This is a genomic window from Pseudophaeobacter flagellatus (assembly GCF_021228235.1).
GTDB lineage: Bacteria > Pseudomonadota > Alphaproteobacteria > Rhodobacterales > Rhodobacteraceae > Pseudophaeobacter > Pseudophaeobacter flagellatus.
The window spans coordinates 69,129-85,884 of sequence record NZ_JAJQRG010000007.1 but is presented as its reverse complement, the minus strand read 5'-3'; the positions used below and the strand labels follow the sequence as shown (position 1 = coordinate 85,884).

The window sequence follows — 16,756 nt, the reverse complement described above, 5'->3', positions numbered from 1 at the left end:
TTATGCCTTCACCCACATTTTCATCGGGGCGTAGGCGTTCATCAGCGGCTGGCCCTTTGTGTTTTCTACCCAGCCGCCCAGGCGATCCGATGTTGCGTCAACAAAATCGTTGAACATCGGACAGATCAAGCCGCCTTCGTTGCGCTGGATTTCGCCCATGTCCGCATACATTTGCGTCCGCTTGGCGGTGTCCAGCTCGGCACGGGCTGCCAGCAGCAACTGGTCGAACTTTTCATTGTTGAACCGGGTGTCGTTCCAGTCCGCCGTTGATAGGTAGGCGGTGGTGAACATCTGGTCCTGCGTCGGACGACCGCCCCAGTAGCTGGTGCAGAAGGGCTGTGCATTCCAGACCTCGGACCAGTAGCCGTCATTGGGCTCGCGCTTGACGTTCAGGTTAATACCCGCGCTGGCACAGGACTGCTGGAACAGGGCTGCAGCATCTGGTGCACCGGGGAAAGAGTTATCCGAGGTGCGCAGCAGGATCTCACCGTCATGCCCCGATTTCTTCAGGTGGAACATGGCTTTATCCGGGTCATATTCACGCTGCTCGGCAGGGGTGAACATCGGATAGGAAGAGTTGATTGGGCTGTCGTTACCAACAGAACCATAGCCGTTCAGAACCTTGTCGACCATTTCCTGGCGATTGATGCCATATTTCAGCGCCATCCGCAGATCGTTGTTGTCAAAGGGGGCGGTGTCGCAGTGCATGATGAACACATAGTGGCCTGGGCCGGATGTGGAATGCACATTGATATTGGGGGCGCGGTCAACCAGTTTCGCCGTCCGGGGGGGAACCCGGTCGATCATGTCAACCTGACCGGACTGCAGCGCAGCAACGCGGGCGGTGTTGTCGTTGATCACGACCAGCTCAATGGTATCGGCATGGCCAAGGTCGCCCCAGTGGTTGGGGTTCTTTTCGGCGACGATACGCACACCCATGTCCACATCCTTGAGGATATAGGGGCCGGTACCAATGGCAGCGGTGGGATCGTCCAGGCCACCATTCGGCTGGATCACCAGATGGTAATCGGCCAGCAGATAGGGAAGGTCAGCGTTGGGCGAGTCGAGCTCAATAACAACATTATTGCCATCAGCCGACACGTTCTTGATGCCGCGCATGATGCCAAGCGCGCCAGACTTGGTGTCTTCGCCCGAATGGCGTTCCATGGTTTTGACGACGTCTTCTGCGGTGACGGATTTACCGTTTGAGAAGGTAATGCCTTCGCGGATCTTGAAGGTCCAGACGCGGGCATCAGCCGAGGCCTCATAGCTTTCCGCTACTTTGCCATCCAGGCCGCCGTCGTCGTTCAGTTCAACCAGTGATTCACCCCAGAGGCGGATCATCATCAAGGCGACCATATTGGTCGACAGGGCTGGATCCAGGCTGTCGGTGGTGCTGCCGCCTTGCAGGCCCATACGGATGGTCCCCCCCTTTTGCGGCTCGGCAGCGCGGGCTTGAGAGGTCAGCAGGGTGCCGGCAGCGGCGGCGCTAAAGCCCAGGGCGGCGGCTTTTGCCATGAAGTCGCGGCGGCTGAGTTTGTCGGCGGCGGCATGGCGTGCCAGAAAATGAAGGTGATCGTTCATCGATGTCTCCCAGTTATTATATCTTGCGGCCTGCGATCACGGAACGCGATCTTGGTCGCAATTTCTTGTATGGTGCGACAAGATTTGCGCATTTGCCGCGACCTCGCAAGCTTTAAAAACGACAGGGCAGGGTTGAGGAAACTTTTGCAAAGTTTCAGATTCCGCCCGGTGTCGCCTTCTTAGGGTGTCATGCCGCATTTGCGAGGTAAACCGGCTTTTTGTAGCGGTGTTTCACCTCTGCTGAGTTTTTATGACCTTCGGGAACAAGCCCTGCATTTTTTGGAAAAATGCAGGGCAGTGGGTGTTCCTTGCAAAAATAACGCGAATCCGACCCCGAATGATCAAAGAGCGACTCTGTCCTGCCGCTGCGGAGAGGACAGGCCGAAGGCCCCAGGGCCCAGGACCTGGCAAGCAGTCGGCAGTGGCGCGCGCGGCTTAGCGGCCGGCGCTGTCCATCCAGATGGTCACGGGGCCATCGTTCAGCAGACGGACCTTCATATCGGCGCCAAATTGGCCGCGTTGCACGGGCAGCCCCAGCGCCTCTAGCTGATCTGCAAAATAGAGGTAGAGCGCCTCACCCTCTGCAGGGGATGCGGCGGTGGAAAAGCCAGGTCGGTTGCCACGGTGGGTTTCGGCGGCCAGGGTGAATTGGCTGACCACCAGAATTGACCCCGAAACATCCACCACAGAGCGGTTCATCTTGCCGGCATCATCGGTGAAGATCCGCAGGTTGGCGATCTTTCTGGCCAGGTAATCGGCCTGTGATTTGTCGTCGCCCTGCATGGCGCAGATCAGCACCAAAAGCCCGGCGTCGATTTCACCGATCACCTCTTGATCGACAGTGACCGAGGCTTGCGAAACACGTTGAATGACTGCACGCATGGAAAGAGAACCTTTGCGACCGCCTTCGCGGCGGCAGGGGACAGGGGCTAGCGTCTAGTCGCGCCAGTCGGTGAATTCAGCCAGGGCGGCGCGGCTGGTGCGAAAACGGTTGGCCGGGTGGTCCGGATCGCCATAGCCAAAGGAAATAGCGCAGAGGATCTGGCGATCCTGTGGAATCTGCAGCATCTCGTGCAGCAACGGCGCGAAAGAGGCCACCGCCGCTTGGGGAATACTTGCCACTCCGGCGGCCTGTGCCGCAAGGGTGAAGCCTGCGACAAAACCACCGCAATCCATCGCGCCATATCCGCCCAGATCGTTGGGTGTGGACAGCACCGCACAGTGGGGTGCGCCAAACAGAGTGAAATTTTCCATCATCTGCCGGGCAGAACCGGCGCGGTCGCCTTTTTCGACCCCGACCGCCTCGTATAACGCCCAACCGCATTCCCGGCGTCGGGCTTTATATTCATCCAGATAGGCCTTGGGAAAGTCGAGATCAGGACTGTGGCCGCCCGCCATGGCCGCCTGTGTCAGGGCCTGACGCAGGCGATCGGTTTCTGCTCCGCTGGTCACGGTGACCTTCCATGGCTGCGCGTTGCACCAAGAGGGAACTTTCTGGGCGCATCTCAGGATGTCTTCGATCATCGCGCGTGGCAGCGGATCGGGGCGAAAGGCACGGCAACTGTGACGGGCGGAAAACAGCGCCTCAAGATCGGTCAGGCTGGGCAGCGGAGCGGTCATATCATATCGTCCTGTCATCAGATATTGGCATTTGTCTTGCGGGGGTCTTGCCCCGAATTTTGGGAAATAAAACTGCCGACAGCTAGCTCTGGGCGCCAAAATAGGCGGCCACGCCCAACAGCGCGAGTCCCAGAAGAACGGCACCGGCGATCTTCCAGCTGGAATAGGGGCGTTCGCCCTGAACCCTGCCGCTTTGCCCATTGATTACAAAGCGATAGGTCTTTCCGCGATATTTATAGGCGGCCATCCAGACCGGCAGCAGGACATGTTTGAAGGTCACGTCCGAAAGCGCCGTGTCGATGTTTGAAATGCGCTGGCGGTCGCCGCCGATGTCAAACCGTACGTCGCGTTCGATCACCCGATCCATATGGGCGCGTGCCTCATCAAAGCCATCGTCTAGGGGGATGGCATAGGCTTCGGCGCGAAAGCCGGCCAGAAACTGCGGTTGATAGGGGGCAAGATGCGACAGATCCCAGGGTTCCAGCGCGTCGGTATAGCGTTTTGGCAGGCTTTTGGAGGCCAGCACCAGCACATCGTCAAAGAACCGTGAAACCCGGCCGGACACCGGGGTCCAACGGATCTTGGCCACCCTGCGGATTTCTGCCTTGCCATCCACCATAACTGTTTCAGAAACATAATAGGTGGTGCCCCGGGCCCCGGAATAGCGGCTCTTGGTCTTGGCGTCATAGGTCCAGTAGGGGACGTAGATCCCCTCCATGCGCCGCCCCTTGCGGGCATAGGCCTGCAGGCCATTGGGGGCAAACCACAGAGAGCCGAGCCAGCTTGCCATGGCCTTTTGTGCGGCAGGTTCCGCCAGCATGAAGGGCACGACACCCTTGGGTTTGATGTGGCGGCTCTCGCCGGTATCGGCCACCACGGGGGTGGCGCAGAATGGGCATTCCAGCGCATGGGTTTCATCCGAAAACTCGACCTGGGCGGCACAGTTGGGGCAGGTGGAAACCCGCGTCACCTCCATCTCGGCTTCGGGCAGGCGCGCGGTCAGTGCCGCCTTGAAATCCAGTTCGCGCAGAGCACCGCCCTGTGGGGCGGCCTCTTGCACCTCCTGACCATGGCCACAATGGCCGCAGATCAGGCGCCCTTCTTTTGGGTCAAAACGATAGTCGGCTCCACATTGTTCGCAGGGAAAGCGGTTGGTCTCGATCGGGTTTTGGGGGCCTGCCGGGTCCCAGCTGTCTTGCGGGGCGGCTGGTGGTGCAGCGGGCGGATGGTCAGTCACAATACTACCAAGACTAGAGGCCGGAAGCTGGCCGGTGAGAGCAGGTTGCGCAAAAGTGGGTGCTGGTTTTGCGCATAAAAACATGCTGTATCAAATGGCTATGGCCAGTCACGTGAATGCAGATGAACGCGACAAGCTGTAGAACCGCGCCAGTGGTGCTGCATCAACGCGCCTGTGGCTTGGCCGCGATTTAGGCGGCTGGCGGCGGTGGCGGTGGTGGCAGAATAGTGAAGAGTTGTGCCAGTTCAGCGACGTCACCGGCGCGCATCCATCCATCCTGACCAGGTGTCCAGACATGGGTCTCACGGGTCAGGCTGCCCTCCTGTGCCATGCGCCCAAGGCGCGCCTTGGAAAAGGGCCCAGAGGTGGTGCCATTCTCAGCCGTGTGCCAGACATGTTCGACGGGTGGCGGCGGTGGGGCTGCGGGGGCGGCTGCCTGCGTAGGTGCTGCGGCGGCGGGGCGGGCCCCCCAGGGGCCAGCGGCCTGGCCGGTATTGGCCATTTGCTGCGCCATGGCCATTCCCATGCCCATCCCCATTCCGGCCCCCATGCCACTGTTTGGGGTGGTTGCAGCGGCTTCCATGGCCTCGGCGGCGGCAAACTGGGTATAGCGGCCCAGATCGCCGACAATGCCCATCTGGGTGCGCTTGTCCATTGCCTGTTCGACCGCAGGCGGCAGCGAGATGTTTTCGATATACAGCTCGGGGATGCTCAGCCCGTATTCCGACAGGGTTGGCGCGATCTCGGCACCGACCAGCTTGCCCAGGTCAGCGGTATTGGCCGCCATATCAAGCACCGGAATGCCCGATCCTGCCACCGCGCGCGAAAACTCTTGCACGATGATATTGCGGATCTGGAAAGAGATCTCATCCATGGTGAATTCACCATCAGTGCCAACAATTTCAGTCAGGAAGCGCGCCGCATCCACCACCCGGACCGAATAGCTGCCAAAGGCGCGCAGTCGCACCGGGCCAAATTCTGGATCGCGGCAGATGATCGGGTTCTTGGTGCCCCATTTCAGGTTGTTGAAACGGGTTGTATTTACAAAATAGATTTCGGATTTGAACGGTGACTGAAAGCCATGATCCCAGTGCTGCAGTGTGGTCATCACCGGCATGTTGTTGGTTTCAAGCAGGTAAAGGCCCGGCGTGAAGACATCTGCCAGCTGGCCTTCGTGCACAAAGACCGCCGATTGGCCTTCGCGGACGGTCAGCTTGGCGCCGTATTTGATCTCATGCGCTTCGCGTTCAAACCGCCAGACCATGGTGTCACGGCTGTCATCGGTCCAGTGAATGACGTCGATGAATTCGCCTTTGAGAAAGTCAAATATTCCCATGGTTCAGGTCCTTTTCTATGGTCGTAGGTAAGTCGGGCAAACAGGGCAGTTGCAGCTAGAGCGGCTGCCCCATTACGTCGCGGGCAAGGATACGGATGATAGGGCGGGCTTCTTCGGCGCTCATGCCTGTGCGCAGGCGCGGATCATAGAGCATTTTCAACAGCAGCTCGTCATGGCTGGTCAAAAAGGCAAATTCATCATCGTCGTTAAAGATAGAGGGACGGGCGCGCGGGCTGTCGTTCAGCAGGCCAAGGCCCTGCGCGACCTCTTCGTGGATGCAGCTATCGCGCACCAGATCTGGGTGTTCGGCGCGGATCAGCGCAACGCCGCGCAGATAGTCGAACGGTGCATTCTGCGGGCCGCCCGCCAGCACAAAACAATAATGCGTGCGCGGCGGATTGATAAAGAGTTGCAGGTCGTTGTCGCTGAGGTTGGGCAGGAGGGAGCGGACCGTTTCGGCCACAAAGGCGCGGTCATCGGCACTGGCAAAGATCACGTGAAAATTGCCCCGTTTCGGCGCGGTTGTGATGCTATGGCCGGTGACCCGCGCCAACCGTTCGCCATAGGCTCGCAGCACCTTGCGATCACGATTACGTTGGCTTTCGGGCACCGAGGGGCCAAATTCGGCAACCAGTTTCACCGGGCCGGACCAGCGGCTTAGCCCACCGGTCAAGCCGCCGCTGCGCCCGCCATATTCACTGTAAAAGGCAATGGCCTCAAAATGCTCTGCCAGATCATCGGCATCAAAGGGGGTTTCCGGCCCGCCGCCGTCCGTGCGCAGCAATCCGCGGGTCAGTAGATCCTGTTGCAGCACCCGGTAATAGTTGCGCAGTTGGGCGCTCTCGGCTGAGGGGGGGCGATAGGCAGCAGGCAGCACCTCTGGGCGCGGCTTTGGCACCAAAGATGTGGTATCGCTGGCAGGCAGACAGGCGGTCAGCACCGCGAGGGCGGCAAAGCCAAAGCCTGTCGCCACTGGGCGGGCGAGGCTGCGCCACCGGGCCATGGACGCCCGCCGCATTCAACCAGGTACCGAGGTGGCGGCGGTATCGCCGACCCCATCCTTGCGCGCCTTGGCGGCGGCCAATGTGTCGCGCAACTCTGCTTCCATCTTTTTCAGCTCTGCTTCGGCGGCAGCACGGCGGGCCTTGCCTTCATCGGCGATTTGCAGGCTTTCCTGGATTGTGCCCACGAGATCGGCATTGGCCTGTTTCACGGCTTCGATGTCAAAGACGCCGCGCTCCATCTCTTCGCGGATCATCTTGTTGCTCTGGCGCAGGTTGGCCGCATTAGAGGTCAGCAGCTCATTGGTAAGATCATTGGCCGAGCTGACTGCCTGGGCGGCCTCGGCAGAGCGCTGGATGGTAACCGCCTGGGCCAGCTGGGTTTCCCACAGCGGCACTGTATTGACGAGGGTAGAGTTGATCTTGGTTACCAGGCTTTTGTCATTTTCCTGCACCAGCCGGATCGAAGGCAGCGACTGCATGGTAACCTGTCGGGTCAGCTTTAGGTCATGCACTCGGCGTTCCAGATCGTCACGGGCAGCACGCAGATCGCGCAGCTCTTGTGCGCGCATCACCTGATCGGCCTCTGGTGCGGCGGCAACGGCGGCCTCCAGCGCTGGGATATCCGTCGCGTCCAGATCGGCCAGCTTGGCCTCGCCGGCGGCAATATAGAGCGCCAGTTCGTCATAGAAGTTCAGCGTTTTCTCATAAAGCATATCCAGCGATTTGATGTCTTTCAGCAGGGTGTGCTCATGGCCCAACAGATCATCGGTGATCTTGTCGATCTGGCCTTGAATGCTTTCAAACCGGGCAGTGAATTTGGCAAAGGGCGCGGCGCGGCCCAAAAGGCGCTCCCAGAAGCTGGGTTTGCGGCGCACGTCCAGTTCCGAGACCGAAAAGCCGCGGATTGTGGTGACGATATTGCGCAGCGAATCGCCCGCCGGGCCGACATCCTTGTTGCGCACATCCGCCAGCATCGCCTGACTGATGGTCTGCAGTTCCGCCTGGGCGCCAGAGCCGAAGCGGATGATCGAATTACTGTCGCCCATGTCGATTTCACCGATCCGGGTCTGGATTTCGGCGCTTACCTCGGGCGTGGCCTCTTGCAGCGGTGCCACCGACTCGACGGGTTCGGGCAGGGTGGTGGCGGCAACCGCCATGACCTGGGCTTCGGCTTCGGCGGCTTTTTTCTGAATGGTCTCGGACATCAAGAGGGTTCCTTGCAAAGAGGTTAGCTACGGTCCAGATGGACGCCTTCACGCTGTAGCCGGTCGCGCAGCACATCAATTTCAACGGTCAGATCGCTGCGGTCTTCCAGCAGCATCTTGCGGGTGCGGGCAGTAAAGTTCTGTTCCAGGTCCTGCAGCAGGGCGAGGTAATCGCTGCGCGCCGTTGCATCGCCGCTGCGGGTGTAGATGTCGGCAAATTTCACCGTGGCATCGCGCGCCCCCTGCAAATAGACCGTCAGGTACTTGCGTGCGGCAGTCAGATCGCGCGGGTCTTCTTCGACGGTGCGAAACAGCTCGCGCGCGACGGCCTGAAACTGTTCGACCCGCTCTTCGACCTCGCGGTCGCGGACCCGTAGCGCGGCATCGGTCATGGCATCTAGGTTGAATTCGGCTTCCTCGACGGCGCGGGCCACCCGGTTTTGCTGAAAGTCATCAATGCCTTCGGTGCCCTTGTTTTGCAGGGGGTCCAGACCAAAGGCTGCCAGGTGCAACCCGCAGGTCGCCAGGCCATAGATGGCGGCAATCAGCAGCCCCGGTTCGGCCTTCCAGGCGGCAAGTGCTGCGCCGGTGCCAACCAGAAGGGCGGCCAGGATCTTGCGGGGGAGGGCGGGTCTGCGGGCCACGCGCCGGGCCTGAAAGGCGGCTGTGGCGCGCAGACCTTCGCGTAGCATATATGCGCCGCCCGTCCAGAGTGCCGCCGCCACCAGCCCCAGGGCCAGCCCAGTTGCGCCGTCATTGAGAGAGAGCAGCAGCATCAGCCCCGCTGGGATGAACATCAGGTTCGCGCGCAGCCCCACCGGATCAGTGGTGGCATTGCGGGTGCTGGCATGGGGGCGCGCCAAGGGCGCTCTGTCAGAGGTGGTGCCTTGCTCGGCGCTGTCCGGACCCGAGCGGGAGGAGCCCTTGGGGCTGAATTTACCGCCAAACTGTTGTGCCATGCGTCAGCCCCCCACGATCCAGCCGGTGCTCAGGCCGATCATCAGGAATAGCAAAGCGGCAAAGGCAATTTTCTGCACGCGTGTTCCCCTCGCAAAGCGCTGTTGTCTCTTGTTACCAAGAAACTAGGGGATGCGGGAGGTACTTGCTAGGGGGAAGTCTGCCCGAAGTACCTCAGCGGCGGGGATTCTTGCCACCGGGGCGGTTTTTTGTCCCGGCTGTCCGGCCTTCTGGCTTGCCTGATGCGCTGGTCCTGCTGGGTTTCCCGCCAAATTTGCCTGCAGGTTTTCCGCCTGCTCTTGCGCCGGGTTTGCCGGTGTTGCGCGGGCTATCGGACTGTTTGCCGGGGCCGCCGGGGCGTCCAGCAGACCCGCCCGGGCGTCCGGATGGGGTACCCGGCGAGCGCCCAGCCGGAGCGCCGGGTCTTCCCGGTTTCCCCGTTGGTTTGCCTGCCGGTCTTCCGGTCGGTTTGCCAGAGGGTTTGCCGCGGGTGGGCCGACGGGCCGGGGCCTCTTCCACCTCTTCGGGTTCCAGCCCCAGCTGATCGCGCACCACCCGCGGGCGCAGCTCTTCCACCTCGCCCAGCTTCAGGGTTCCCAGCTGAAAGGGGCCATAGGACAGCCGGAGCAACCGGTTGACGTTAAAGCCGATATCTTCCAATGCGCGGCGGATCTCGCGGTTCTTGCCTTCGCGTATGCCGATGGTCAGCCAGGCATTGGCGCCCTGCTGGCGATCCAGCGCCACCGTCATGGGTTGAAAGCGCTCGCCATCAATCACCAACCCCTTGCGCAGGGGGTCAAAATCTTCTTCCTTGGGACGGCCATTTATCCGCACCCGGTAGCGCCGCAACCAGCCCGTCGAGGGCAGCTCAAGGCGGCGCTTGATGCCACCATCATTGGTCAGCAGCAACAGCCCTTCGGAGTTCAGATCTAGACGTCCAACCGTCATCACCCGCGGCAGATCTTCGGGCAGTTCGTCAAAAATGGTGCGCCGCCCCTTTTCATCGCTGTTGCTGGTCACCAGCCCGGCGGGCTTGTTGTACAGCCACAGGCGGGGGGCTTCGGCCTCGGGCAGGGGTTTGCCATCCACCAGAATGCGGTCAGAGCTGCTGACATTCAGCGCCGGGCTGTCGATCTGGCTGCCGTTGACCTTGACCCGACCCTCGGCAATCATGCGCTCGGCCTCGCGGCGCGAGGCAACACCCACCCGCGACAAGACCTTGGCGATGCGGTCCCCGGTTGGGGCACCGTCGTTACTGGAGGACGCATTAGGCACTGCCTTGGTGGCAGGTTTGGCGGAGGCTTGGGCCTTGGATGGGGCCTTGCCCTTGGGGGGTCGGGGTGCTTTGCTCATGGTTTTGGGACATAGAGCATTCCGCTGGCTTGCGAAAGCTCCCATTCCGGGGCAGGAAAGGCCATGGAAAGAAAACCCGCCATGTTCACATCGCATATGGAAACAGCCCTTGCAGAGGCCCGTGCCGCCGCCGCACGGGGCGAAGTGCCGGTTGGGGCCGTTCTGGTCGCGCCGGGGGGGCAGGTGGTGGCAAGCGCTGGCAACCGTACCAGGGCGCTGTCGGATCCCACCGCCCATGCCGAGATTCTGGTCCTGCGCGCGGCCTGCGCCGCGGCCGGCGCAGAGCGGCTGCCGGGCCATGATCTCTATGTCACGCTGGAGCCCTGCGCCATGTGTGCGGCAGCCATCGCGGCGGCCCGCATTCGCCGGGTCTATTACGGCGCATCAGACCCCAAATCCGGCGGCGTGGCCCATGGGGCCTGCGTGTTCTCGCACCCCCAGGCACATCACGCGCCAGAGGTCTACGAGGGCATCGCTGAGCTGGAAGCGGCTGAGATCCTGCGCGATTTCTTTGCTGCCCGCCGTTAGGCGCGGGGCCTGCGCTCCCGTGCTCCCGCTGTTTCGCTGGCTGGATTTTTGCCCTGCATTTCGGTATTTGAGGCGGGACTAGGGGGGGGCTGAACGGCGTGCCGCAGTCAAATCGACGGGGCGCAAGGTAAAGGGACTAGGTGGATGAGAAAAGTAATCACGGGCCAAGACGGCCAGCCCCGCTGCGCCTGGAGTGCGTCGGCGCCGGAATTTGACGCCTATCATGATGCTGAATGGGGCTACCCCGTGGGGGATGATATCCGCCTGTTTGAGAAAATCTGCCTCGAGAGCTTTCAGTCGGGGCTGAGCTGGCGCACCATTCTGGCCAAGCGGGAAAATTTCCGCCGTGCCTTTTGCGGCTTCGACTGGACTGTGATCGCCGGTTTCACCGAAGAGGATGTCGAACGGTTGCTGCAGGACGGGGGCATTATTCGCCATCGCGGCAAGATCGAATCCGTGATCAACAATGCCCGCCGCGCCCAGGAACTGGTGGCCGAAGCGGGCTCTCTGGCGGCGTTTTTCTGGAGCTTTGAGCCAGATCCGAAGACGCTGCCAGAGCCGCAGACGCAAAGCACCAGCCCCGATTCTGTTGCCCTGTCCAAGGCCCTGAAGAAACGTGGCTGGAAATTTGTCGGCCCCACCACCGCCTTTGCCTTCATGCAGGCGATGGGCTTGATCAACGATCATGCCAGGGGCTGCATCTGCCGTGCCAAAGCCGATGCCGCACGCGCCGCCTTCACCGCCCCACAGGGAAAGCCGGGGGCGTGACGCGGCCGCGCCGGGCGTTGCCCGGCGCTGGGCCCAACGGGCGCGGCTCTGCGCAGCAGAGCCGACAACGGGCGGGAGCGCTCTCTGCGCGTTTCAGACCTCGATCGCCTGCATTACCTGCGGTTCGATCACCGCGACGTCGGGCAGGGCCTTGATCAGAACATCGGCGCTCTGCTCCAGGATGGGAAAGGTCCGGTAGTGGCAGGGAATCAGCGTCTTGAACTTGAAATAGCGCTTTGCGGCATAGGCGGTCTGTTGCATATCCATGGTGAAATGGCCCCCCGCACTCAGGATGCCGATATCGGGTTTGTAGTAGTCGCCGATCCAGTCCATATCTGCCATCAGGGCTGTATCGCCGGACAGATAGATCGTCCTGCCCTCGGCCATGAGCACATAGCCCACCTCAGAGCCGCCGGCCCTTAGCCCGTCTTCGGTGGTAAAGGTGGAGCTGTGCGAGGCGGGCACCATGGCCAGCTTTGGCCCGCCCAGATCCACCGTGCCGCCCTTGTTAAAGCCGATGGTGGAAATACCCTCGCTTTCGCCCCAAAAGCCCATCAGGTCATATTGCCCCACCACCGGGATTTTCAGGGCCTTGGCCAGGGGCAGCACATCCACCACATGGTCAAAATGGGTATGGGTCAGAATGATATGGGTCGCGCCGTTAATCGCTTCGTCGTGCAGATTCTCTTGCAGCGCCGGATTGCCGGTCAGCCAGGGATCAACCAGCAACACCCTGTCGCCTGTCTCGATGCGAAAGCTGCCATGTCCTAGCCAGATGATCTTCATGTCCCTCTCCCTTGGTTTCAAATCAGGCCTATGTGCCACCAGCCTAGGCGGTGTGCAGATGAATGCCACCCCATTCTGACCCAATGCGCCCCATTGTGGTGCACCCCATGTAGACGCGGCAGTGCATGGGCTGATTTTTGTTGCTGCTTTTGTCGGCAGGCGGCGGGGCAGGGCCGTCCCGCAGTGGGTTTTGACGCGGTTTTCCCCGATATTCACCCCACCAGAGCAGAGCACAGGCTTGCGGCGCGCGCATCGCCCCGGTAAATGCCACCATGAACACGAGATGAGGGTTTCCATGTCGATTGACCAAAACACCGCCGCCAAAGTGGCCAAACTGGCCCGGATCAAGGTGGAAGATGACGCGCTGCCAGCCCTGGCCGCCGAATTCAACACGATCCTAGAGTTCATCGAACAGCTGAACGAAGTCGATGTGGAAGGGGTCGAGCCGATGACCTCGGTCACACCGCAGCGGCTGAAGCGGCGCGAGGATGTGGTCACCGACGGCAACCAGCAGGACAAGATCTTGTCCAATGCGCCGGATGCGCGCGAAGGCTTTTTTGCCGTGCCCAAAGTGATGGAGTAAGAGATGAGCGATCTGAACAAACTGGGTCTGGCAGAGGCCCGTGATGCGCTCCGCAAGGGGGAAACAACCTCCGTTGAGCTGACCAAAGCTTGCCTCAGCGCCATCGATAAGGCGGATGCGCTGAATGCATTTGTGCATAAAACGCCCGAGATCGCGCTGGAGCGCGCGGCGGCAGCGGATGCGCGGCTGCAGCAGGGCGATGCCCCGGCCATGTGTGGCCTGCCGGTGGGGATCAAAGATCTGTTTTGCACCAAAGGTGTCGCCAGCCAGGCGGCCTCCAAAATCCTCGAGGGTTTTGTGCCAGAGTATGAAAGTACTGTGTCGCAGCAACTGGCCGACAACGGTGCGGTGATGCTGGGCAAGTTGAACATGGATGAATTTGCCATGGGCTCGTCGAACGAGACCTCAACCTATGGTAATGCGGTCAGCCCCTGGCGGCGCGAAGGATCCGATGCACAACTGACCCCGGGGGGGTCTTCTGGTGGGTCCGCCGCGGCGGTGGCGGCAGATCTGTGTCTGGCAGCAACCGGCACCGATACCGGCGGGTCGATCCGCCAGCCTGCGGCCTTTACCGGTACCGTTGGCATCAAGCCGACCTATGGCCGTTGCTCGCGCTGGGGTGTCGTTGCATTTGCCTCTTCGCTGGATCAGGCCGGTCCAATGACCAAATCGGTGCGCGATGCCGCCATCATGCTTGAGGCGATGTCGGGCCATGACCCCAAGGACAGCACCAGCGCCGATCTGGCGGTGCCAAATTTTGAGGCCATGCTGACTGGCGATATCCGTGGCAAAAAGATCGGTATTCCCAAGGAATATCACATGGAGGGCATGCCCGCCGAGATCGAAAAGCTCTGGGCTGAAGGGCGGGATATGCTCAAGGAGGCAGGTGCAGAGATCGTCGATATCTCGCTGCCGCATACCAAATACGCTCTGCCCGCCTATTACGTGATCGCCCCGGCCGAGGCCTCGTCGAACCTGGCGCGCTATGATGGCGTTCGCTATGGAAACCGCGCCAGGCTGGAGGCAGGCGATGGCATCACCGAAATGTATGAAAAGACTCGCGCTCAGGGTTTTGGCGATGAGGTGAAGCGTCGGGTCATGGTGGGCACCTATGTGCTCTCGGCAGGGTTCTACGATGCCTATTACAACCGGGCGCGCCGGGTGCGCAGCCTGATCAAGCAGGACTTTGAAAATGTCTTTGCGGCCGGCGTTGATGCAATTCTGACCCCGGCGACGCCCTCGGCGGCCTTTGGTCTGGGAGAAATGTCCGATGCGGATCCGGTTGCAATGTATCTGCTGGATGTCTTTACCGTCACCGTGAACCTTGCTGGCCTGCCCGGCATCGCCTTGCCTGCAGGACTGGATAGCCAGGGCTTGCCGCTTGGCCTTCAGCTGATCGGCCGCCCATGGGAAGAGGGCGATCTGCTCAATACCGCCTATGCGCTGGAGCAATCGACCGGATTTGTGGCAAAGCCGGGAAATTGGTGGTAAGCTCAGCGCAAAGACGAGCAGATAAACAGGTAAATCCCATGCGTGTCATAGTTACACTTGCTGCCCTTGGCAGCGTCTTGAGCCTTGCAGCATGTACCCCACCTGTGCCCGATAGCGCAGCAGGGGTTGGCATTGATGGTGACCCCTTTGCCCCTCCGCCAGCCGTGGGGACCACCATCAACGGCGAACCCTTGGTGCCGCCAGCGGCCATCTCAAGCGAGAGTCTGGAGCTGCGTAACGAACCGGTGCCAAACGCGCCGCGCAGCCCCGCCCGCAGCACGACTGCTTCCAGCAGTGCCGCCTCCGGCTATGGCAACAGCACGACTGCGGCGGATATCGCAGCGGAAACCCAGGCGGCCCTGCGGGCGGCCGGGTCCAACTCTGGTCAGGCCCCGGTCGAGGCCAGCCCCTCTAATCCGGCCCCAACCCTGATCGGCAATCCCGGGATTTCGGATGAAAACAGCTTTGATGCGGTGGCCTCTCGCCAAACCATCGAAAGCGACGCCGCACGGCTGGCCAATCAGCGCTCGCAATATCAGCAGGTTGAACCCACTGCCTTGCCCAGCCAGGCAGGCAGCCGTGATCCCAATATCGTGCAATATGCCCTAAGCACCTCTCATCCGCGCGGCACCAAGCTCTACAGCCGGGCAGGCATCAATCTGCGGGCGCGGTCCGCGCGCAACTGCGCTGGCTTTCTCTCACCGGATTTGGCCCAGATTGCCTTTCTCGAGACGGGCGGCCCCAAACGCGATCGCCAGGCGCTTGACCCGGATGGCGATGGCTATGCCTGCGGCTGGGATCCACAGCCCTACCGACGGGCCGTGCGCGGCAATTCCTGATGCCGGGTGCGGCGGGTTCTGATGTGGGCGCTATCGTTACCCCCGATCCGGTGGCGCCGCTCAAGGCTAACTGGTGCCCCAGCCCCAATCACGGCGGGCGCCGCGACGGATTGAAACCGCATTTGGTGGTGCTGCACTATACTGCAATGACCAGCGCCGCGGCGGCGCTCGCGCGGTTGTGTGATCCGGCGGCAGAGGTCTCCGCTCACTACCTGATCGGGCGCGACGGGCAATTGTGGCAGATGGTACGCGAAGACCTGCGCGCCTGGCATGCCGGCGCTGGCACCTGGTGCGGCCACGAGGATATAAATTCACGTTCTATCGGCATCGAGCTGGACAATACCGGCGGCCATCCCTTTCCTGCGCCGCAAATGGCGGTGCTTGAGGCGCTACTGCGTCAACTCATGGCACGCTGGGCGATCCCGCCCGAGGGTGTCATCGGGCATTCCGACATGGCGCCGGGGCGTAAGCTCGATCCTGGGCCGCGCTTTGACTGGGTACGGTTGGCGGCCCTGGGGTTGGCACGGGCAACACCCGTAACCACCGGCGGCACGCGGCTCTGTGACCCTGATGCGCCGCTCTCGGATCTGTTGCGCCGCTATGCGCGGGATCTGGGCTATACAGCCCCAGTGGATGACGCAACGCTCTTGGCCGCGCTGCGCTTACGCTACAGGCCCTGGGCTCAAGGCCCGTTGGTGGCTGAGGATCTAGAGCCGCTGGCGCAGTCTGATCTTTGGGTTTGAGATATTTACGAGGCTCTGCCTCGTGCTCCGGGATATTTTTAGCCAAATGAAGAGTGTGGGCCCTTCATTTGGCTAAAAATATCCCGGGGTGAATTGGCCAGAGGCCAAGAGGGGCAGAGCCCCAGAGCGCTTGTGTCTTGACGCGGGGTGTTGGGAGGAATAGGCGGGCAGAGCGCAGAAGGCTGGACGGCCGCGCTGGAAGCTCTGCTTTCGCGAGGAAAGTCCGGACTCCCTATAGCAATGGTGCCGGGTAACGCCCGGGCGGGGTGACCCGACGGAGAGCGCCACAGAAAACAAACCGCCACGCTCTGGGCGCTGTTAAGGCAAACAGGTTGAAGCGTGGTAAGGGTGAAACGGTGGGGTAAGAGCCCACCGCGCCGCTGGCAACAGGGGCGGCATGGCAAGCCCCACTGGGAGCAATGCCAAATAGGGTCCCCGCGCGGGCAGGTCGGTGTATGCCGAAACCGTCGCTAGGCATGCTATAGCCGAGAGGGACCGGGTTGGCAGCTAGAGGTGCATAGCAATATGCACCGCAGAGGAATGGTCGTCTAAGGAGCGCAAGCTCTGGGACAAAATCCGGCTTACAGGCCTTCTGCGCATTTTTTCGACCTGGAGCGCCGGGAGCTACTTGCCTATTCAGGCAACAGGCAGCACGGTGGATTCCCCGCAGCCTGCAGGAAAACGGGGGCATGCCCAGAATTCCGCAGCAATCACGTGGGAAT

16 protein-coding genes and 1 other RNA gene are annotated in these 16,756 nt (G+C 61.4%); 7 read left to right on the top strand and 10 right to left on the bottom strand.

What is annotated here, in order from left to right; translation table 11 throughout:
- The 9 genes from LRK71_RS13960 to LRK71_RS13920 all read right to left on the bottom strand — a co-directional run bounded on the left by LRK71_RS13960 (nucleotide 1) and on the right by LRK71_RS13920 (nucleotide 10,296).
- On the bottom strand, nucleotides 1-1,584 hold the full coding sequence (locus tag LRK71_RS13960; protein WP_232404440.1) for an ABC transporter substrate-binding protein: 1,584 nt from the start codon (nucleotides 1,582-1,584) through the stop codon (nucleotides 1-3).
- A 435-nt stretch (nucleotides 1,585-2,019) separates the two neighbouring features.
- A complete protein-coding gene (gene dtd, locus LRK71_RS13955; RefSeq protein WP_232404439.1) occupies nucleotides 2,020-2,466 on the bottom strand; it encodes a D-aminoacyl-tRNA deacylase in 447 nt (148 codons plus the stop codon).
- Between the two features lie 54 nt (nucleotides 2,467-2,520).
- A complete protein-coding gene (locus tag LRK71_RS13950; RefSeq protein ID WP_232404438.1) occupies nucleotides 2,521-3,204 on the bottom strand; it encodes a nitroreductase in 684 nt (227 codons plus the stop codon).
- Between the two features lie 82 nt (nucleotides 3,205-3,286).
- A complete protein-coding gene (locus LRK71_RS13945) occupies nucleotides 3,287-4,441 on the bottom strand; it encodes a primosomal protein N' (replication factor Y) - superfamily II helicase (RefSeq protein ID WP_408636007.1) in 1,155 nt (384 codons plus the stop codon).
- Nucleotides 4,442-4,631: 190 nt separating this feature from the next.
- Nucleotides 4,632-5,777 carry an SPFH domain-containing protein gene (locus tag LRK71_RS13940; RefSeq protein ID WP_232404437.1) on the bottom strand — a complete coding sequence of 382 codons (1,146 nt, stop codon included), beginning with the start codon at nucleotides 5,775-5,777 and terminating at the stop codon, nucleotides 4,632-4,634.
- Nucleotides 5,778-5,832: 55 nt separating this feature from the next.
- Complete coding sequence (locus LRK71_RS13935; RefSeq protein ID WP_232404436.1) at nucleotides 5,833-6,780, bottom strand: DUF2927 domain-containing protein; 948 nt, start codon at nucleotides 6,778-6,780, stop codon at nucleotides 5,833-5,835.
- A gap of 15 nt (nucleotides 6,781-6,795) precedes the next feature.
- On the bottom strand, nucleotides 6,796-7,986 hold the full coding sequence (locus LRK71_RS13930; RefSeq protein ID WP_232404435.1) for a toxic anion resistance protein: 1,191 nt from the start codon (nucleotides 7,984-7,986) through the stop codon (nucleotides 6,796-6,798).
- A 23-nt stretch (nucleotides 7,987-8,009) separates the two neighbouring features.
- Nucleotides 8,010-8,945: a 5-bromo-4-chloroindolyl phosphate hydrolysis family protein gene (locus LRK71_RS13925; protein ID WP_232404434.1), complete on the bottom strand. Its 936-nt coding sequence runs from the start codon at nucleotides 8,943-8,945 to the stop codon at nucleotides 8,010-8,012.
- Nucleotides 8,946-9,117: 172 nt separating this feature from the next.
- Entirely contained in the window at nucleotides 9,118-10,296 is a 1,179-nt protein-coding gene (locus LRK71_RS13920) for a pseudouridine synthase (RefSeq protein ID WP_232404433.1), read from the bottom strand.
- A gap of 63 nt (nucleotides 10,297-10,359) precedes the next feature.
- On the opposite strand from LRK71_RS13920, the gene LRK71_RS13915 reads away from it, so the two are divergent.
- Nucleotides 10,360-10,824: a nucleoside deaminase gene (locus tag LRK71_RS13915; RefSeq protein ID WP_232404432.1), complete on the top strand. Its 465-nt coding sequence runs from the start codon at nucleotides 10,360-10,362 to the stop codon at nucleotides 10,822-10,824.
- A gap of 144 nt (nucleotides 10,825-10,968) precedes the next feature.
- Complete coding sequence (locus LRK71_RS13910; RefSeq protein ID WP_232404431.1) at nucleotides 10,969-11,592, top strand: DNA-3-methyladenine glycosylase I; 624 nt, start codon at nucleotides 10,969-10,971, stop codon at nucleotides 11,590-11,592.
- Nucleotides 11,593-11,685: 93 nt separating this feature from the next.
- Here the strand turns inward: LRK71_RS13910 and LRK71_RS13905 are convergent, their stop codons facing one another.
- Complete coding sequence (locus tag LRK71_RS13905; protein ID WP_232404430.1) at nucleotides 11,686-12,378, bottom strand: metal-dependent hydrolase; 693 nt, start codon at nucleotides 12,376-12,378, stop codon at nucleotides 11,686-11,688.
- A 295-nt stretch (nucleotides 12,379-12,673) separates the two neighbouring features.
- Here LRK71_RS13905 and gatC point away from each other — a divergent pair, with 295 nt between their 5' ends.
- From gatC to rnpB, 5 genes are all read left to right on the top strand, one after another.
- Nucleotides 12,674-12,961, top strand: a complete 288-nt coding sequence (gene gatC / locus LRK71_RS13900) for an Asp-tRNA(Asn)/Glu-tRNA(Gln) amidotransferase subunit GatC (RefSeq protein WP_232404429.1) — start codon at nucleotides 12,674-12,676, stop codon at nucleotides 12,959-12,961.
- Nucleotides 12,962-12,964: 3 nt separating this feature from the next.
- Complete coding sequence (gatA, locus tag LRK71_RS13895; protein ID WP_232404428.1) at nucleotides 12,965-14,452, top strand: Asp-tRNA(Asn)/Glu-tRNA(Gln) amidotransferase subunit GatA; 1,488 nt, start codon at nucleotides 12,965-12,967, stop codon at nucleotides 14,450-14,452.
- Between the two features lie 38 nt (nucleotides 14,453-14,490).
- Nucleotides 14,491-15,291, top strand: coding sequence for a hypothetical protein (locus LRK71_RS13890; protein WP_232404427.1), 801 nt, complete (start codon nucleotides 14,491-14,493; stop codon nucleotides 15,289-15,291).
- On the top strand, nucleotides 15,291-16,034 hold the full coding sequence (locus LRK71_RS13885) for an N-acetylmuramoyl-L-alanine amidase (protein WP_232404426.1): 744 nt from the start codon (nucleotides 15,291-15,293) through the stop codon (nucleotides 16,032-16,034). Before LRK71_RS13890 ends, LRK71_RS13885 begins: the two co-directional genes overlap by 1 nt.
- Nucleotides 16,035-16,208: 174 nt before the next feature.
- Nucleotides 16,209-16,634, top strand: an RNA gene (rnpB, locus tag LRK71_RS13880) — RNase P RNA component class A.
- Nucleotides 16,635-16,756: the final 122 nt, after the last annotated feature.

Coding starts and splice junctions, on each gene's coding strand:
- LRK71_RS13935 (WP_232404436.1), bottom strand. CDS start 6,780: ATGGCCCGGTGGCGCAGCCTCGCCCGCCCAGTGGCGACAGGCTTTGGC.
- LRK71_RS13940 (WP_232404437.1), bottom strand. CDS start 5,777: ATGGGAATATTTGACTTTCTCAAAGGCGAATTCATCGACGTCATTCAC.
- gatA (WP_232404428.1), top strand. CDS start 12,965: ATGAGCGATCTGAACAAACTGGGTCTGGCAGAGGCCCGTGATGCGCTC.
- LRK71_RS13930 (WP_232404435.1), bottom strand. CDS start 7,986: ATGTCCGAGACCATTCAGAAAAAAGCCGCCGAAGCCGAAGCCCAGGTC.
- LRK71_RS13925 (WP_232404434.1), bottom strand. CDS start 8,945: ATGGCACAACAGTTTGGCGGTAAATTCAGCCCCAAGGGCTCCTCCCGC.
- LRK71_RS13885 (WP_232404426.1), top strand. CDS start 15,291: ATGCCGGGTGCGGCGGGTTCTGATGTGGGCGCTATCGTTACCCCCGAT.
- dtd (WP_232404439.1), bottom strand. CDS start 2,466: ATGCGTGCAGTCATTCAACGTGTTTCGCAAGCCTCGGTCACTGTCGAT.
- LRK71_RS13960 (WP_232404440.1), bottom strand. CDS start 1,584: ATGAACGATCACCTTCATTTTCTGGCACGCCATGCCGCCGCCGACAAA.
- LRK71_RS13890 (WP_232404427.1), top strand. CDS start 14,491: ATGCGTGTCATAGTTACACTTGCTGCCCTTGGCAGCGTCTTGAGCCTT.
- LRK71_RS13915 (WP_232404432.1), top strand. CDS start 10,360: ATGGAAAGAAAACCCGCCATGTTCACATCGCATATGGAAACAGCCCTT.
- LRK71_RS13910 (WP_232404431.1), top strand. CDS start 10,969: ATGAGAAAAGTAATCACGGGCCAAGACGGCCAGCCCCGCTGCGCCTGG.
- gatC (WP_232404429.1), top strand. CDS start 12,674: ATGTCGATTGACCAAAACACCGCCGCCAAAGTGGCCAAACTGGCCCGG.
- LRK71_RS13905 (WP_232404430.1), bottom strand. CDS start 12,378: ATGAAGATCATCTGGCTAGGACATGGCAGCTTTCGCATCGAGACAGGC.
- LRK71_RS13920 (WP_232404433.1), bottom strand. CDS start 10,296: ATGAGCAAAGCACCCCGACCCCCCAAGGGCAAGGCCCCATCCAAGGCC.
- LRK71_RS13950 (WP_232404438.1), bottom strand. CDS start 3,204: ATGACCGCTCCGCTGCCCAGCCTGACCGATCTTGAGGCGCTGTTTTCC.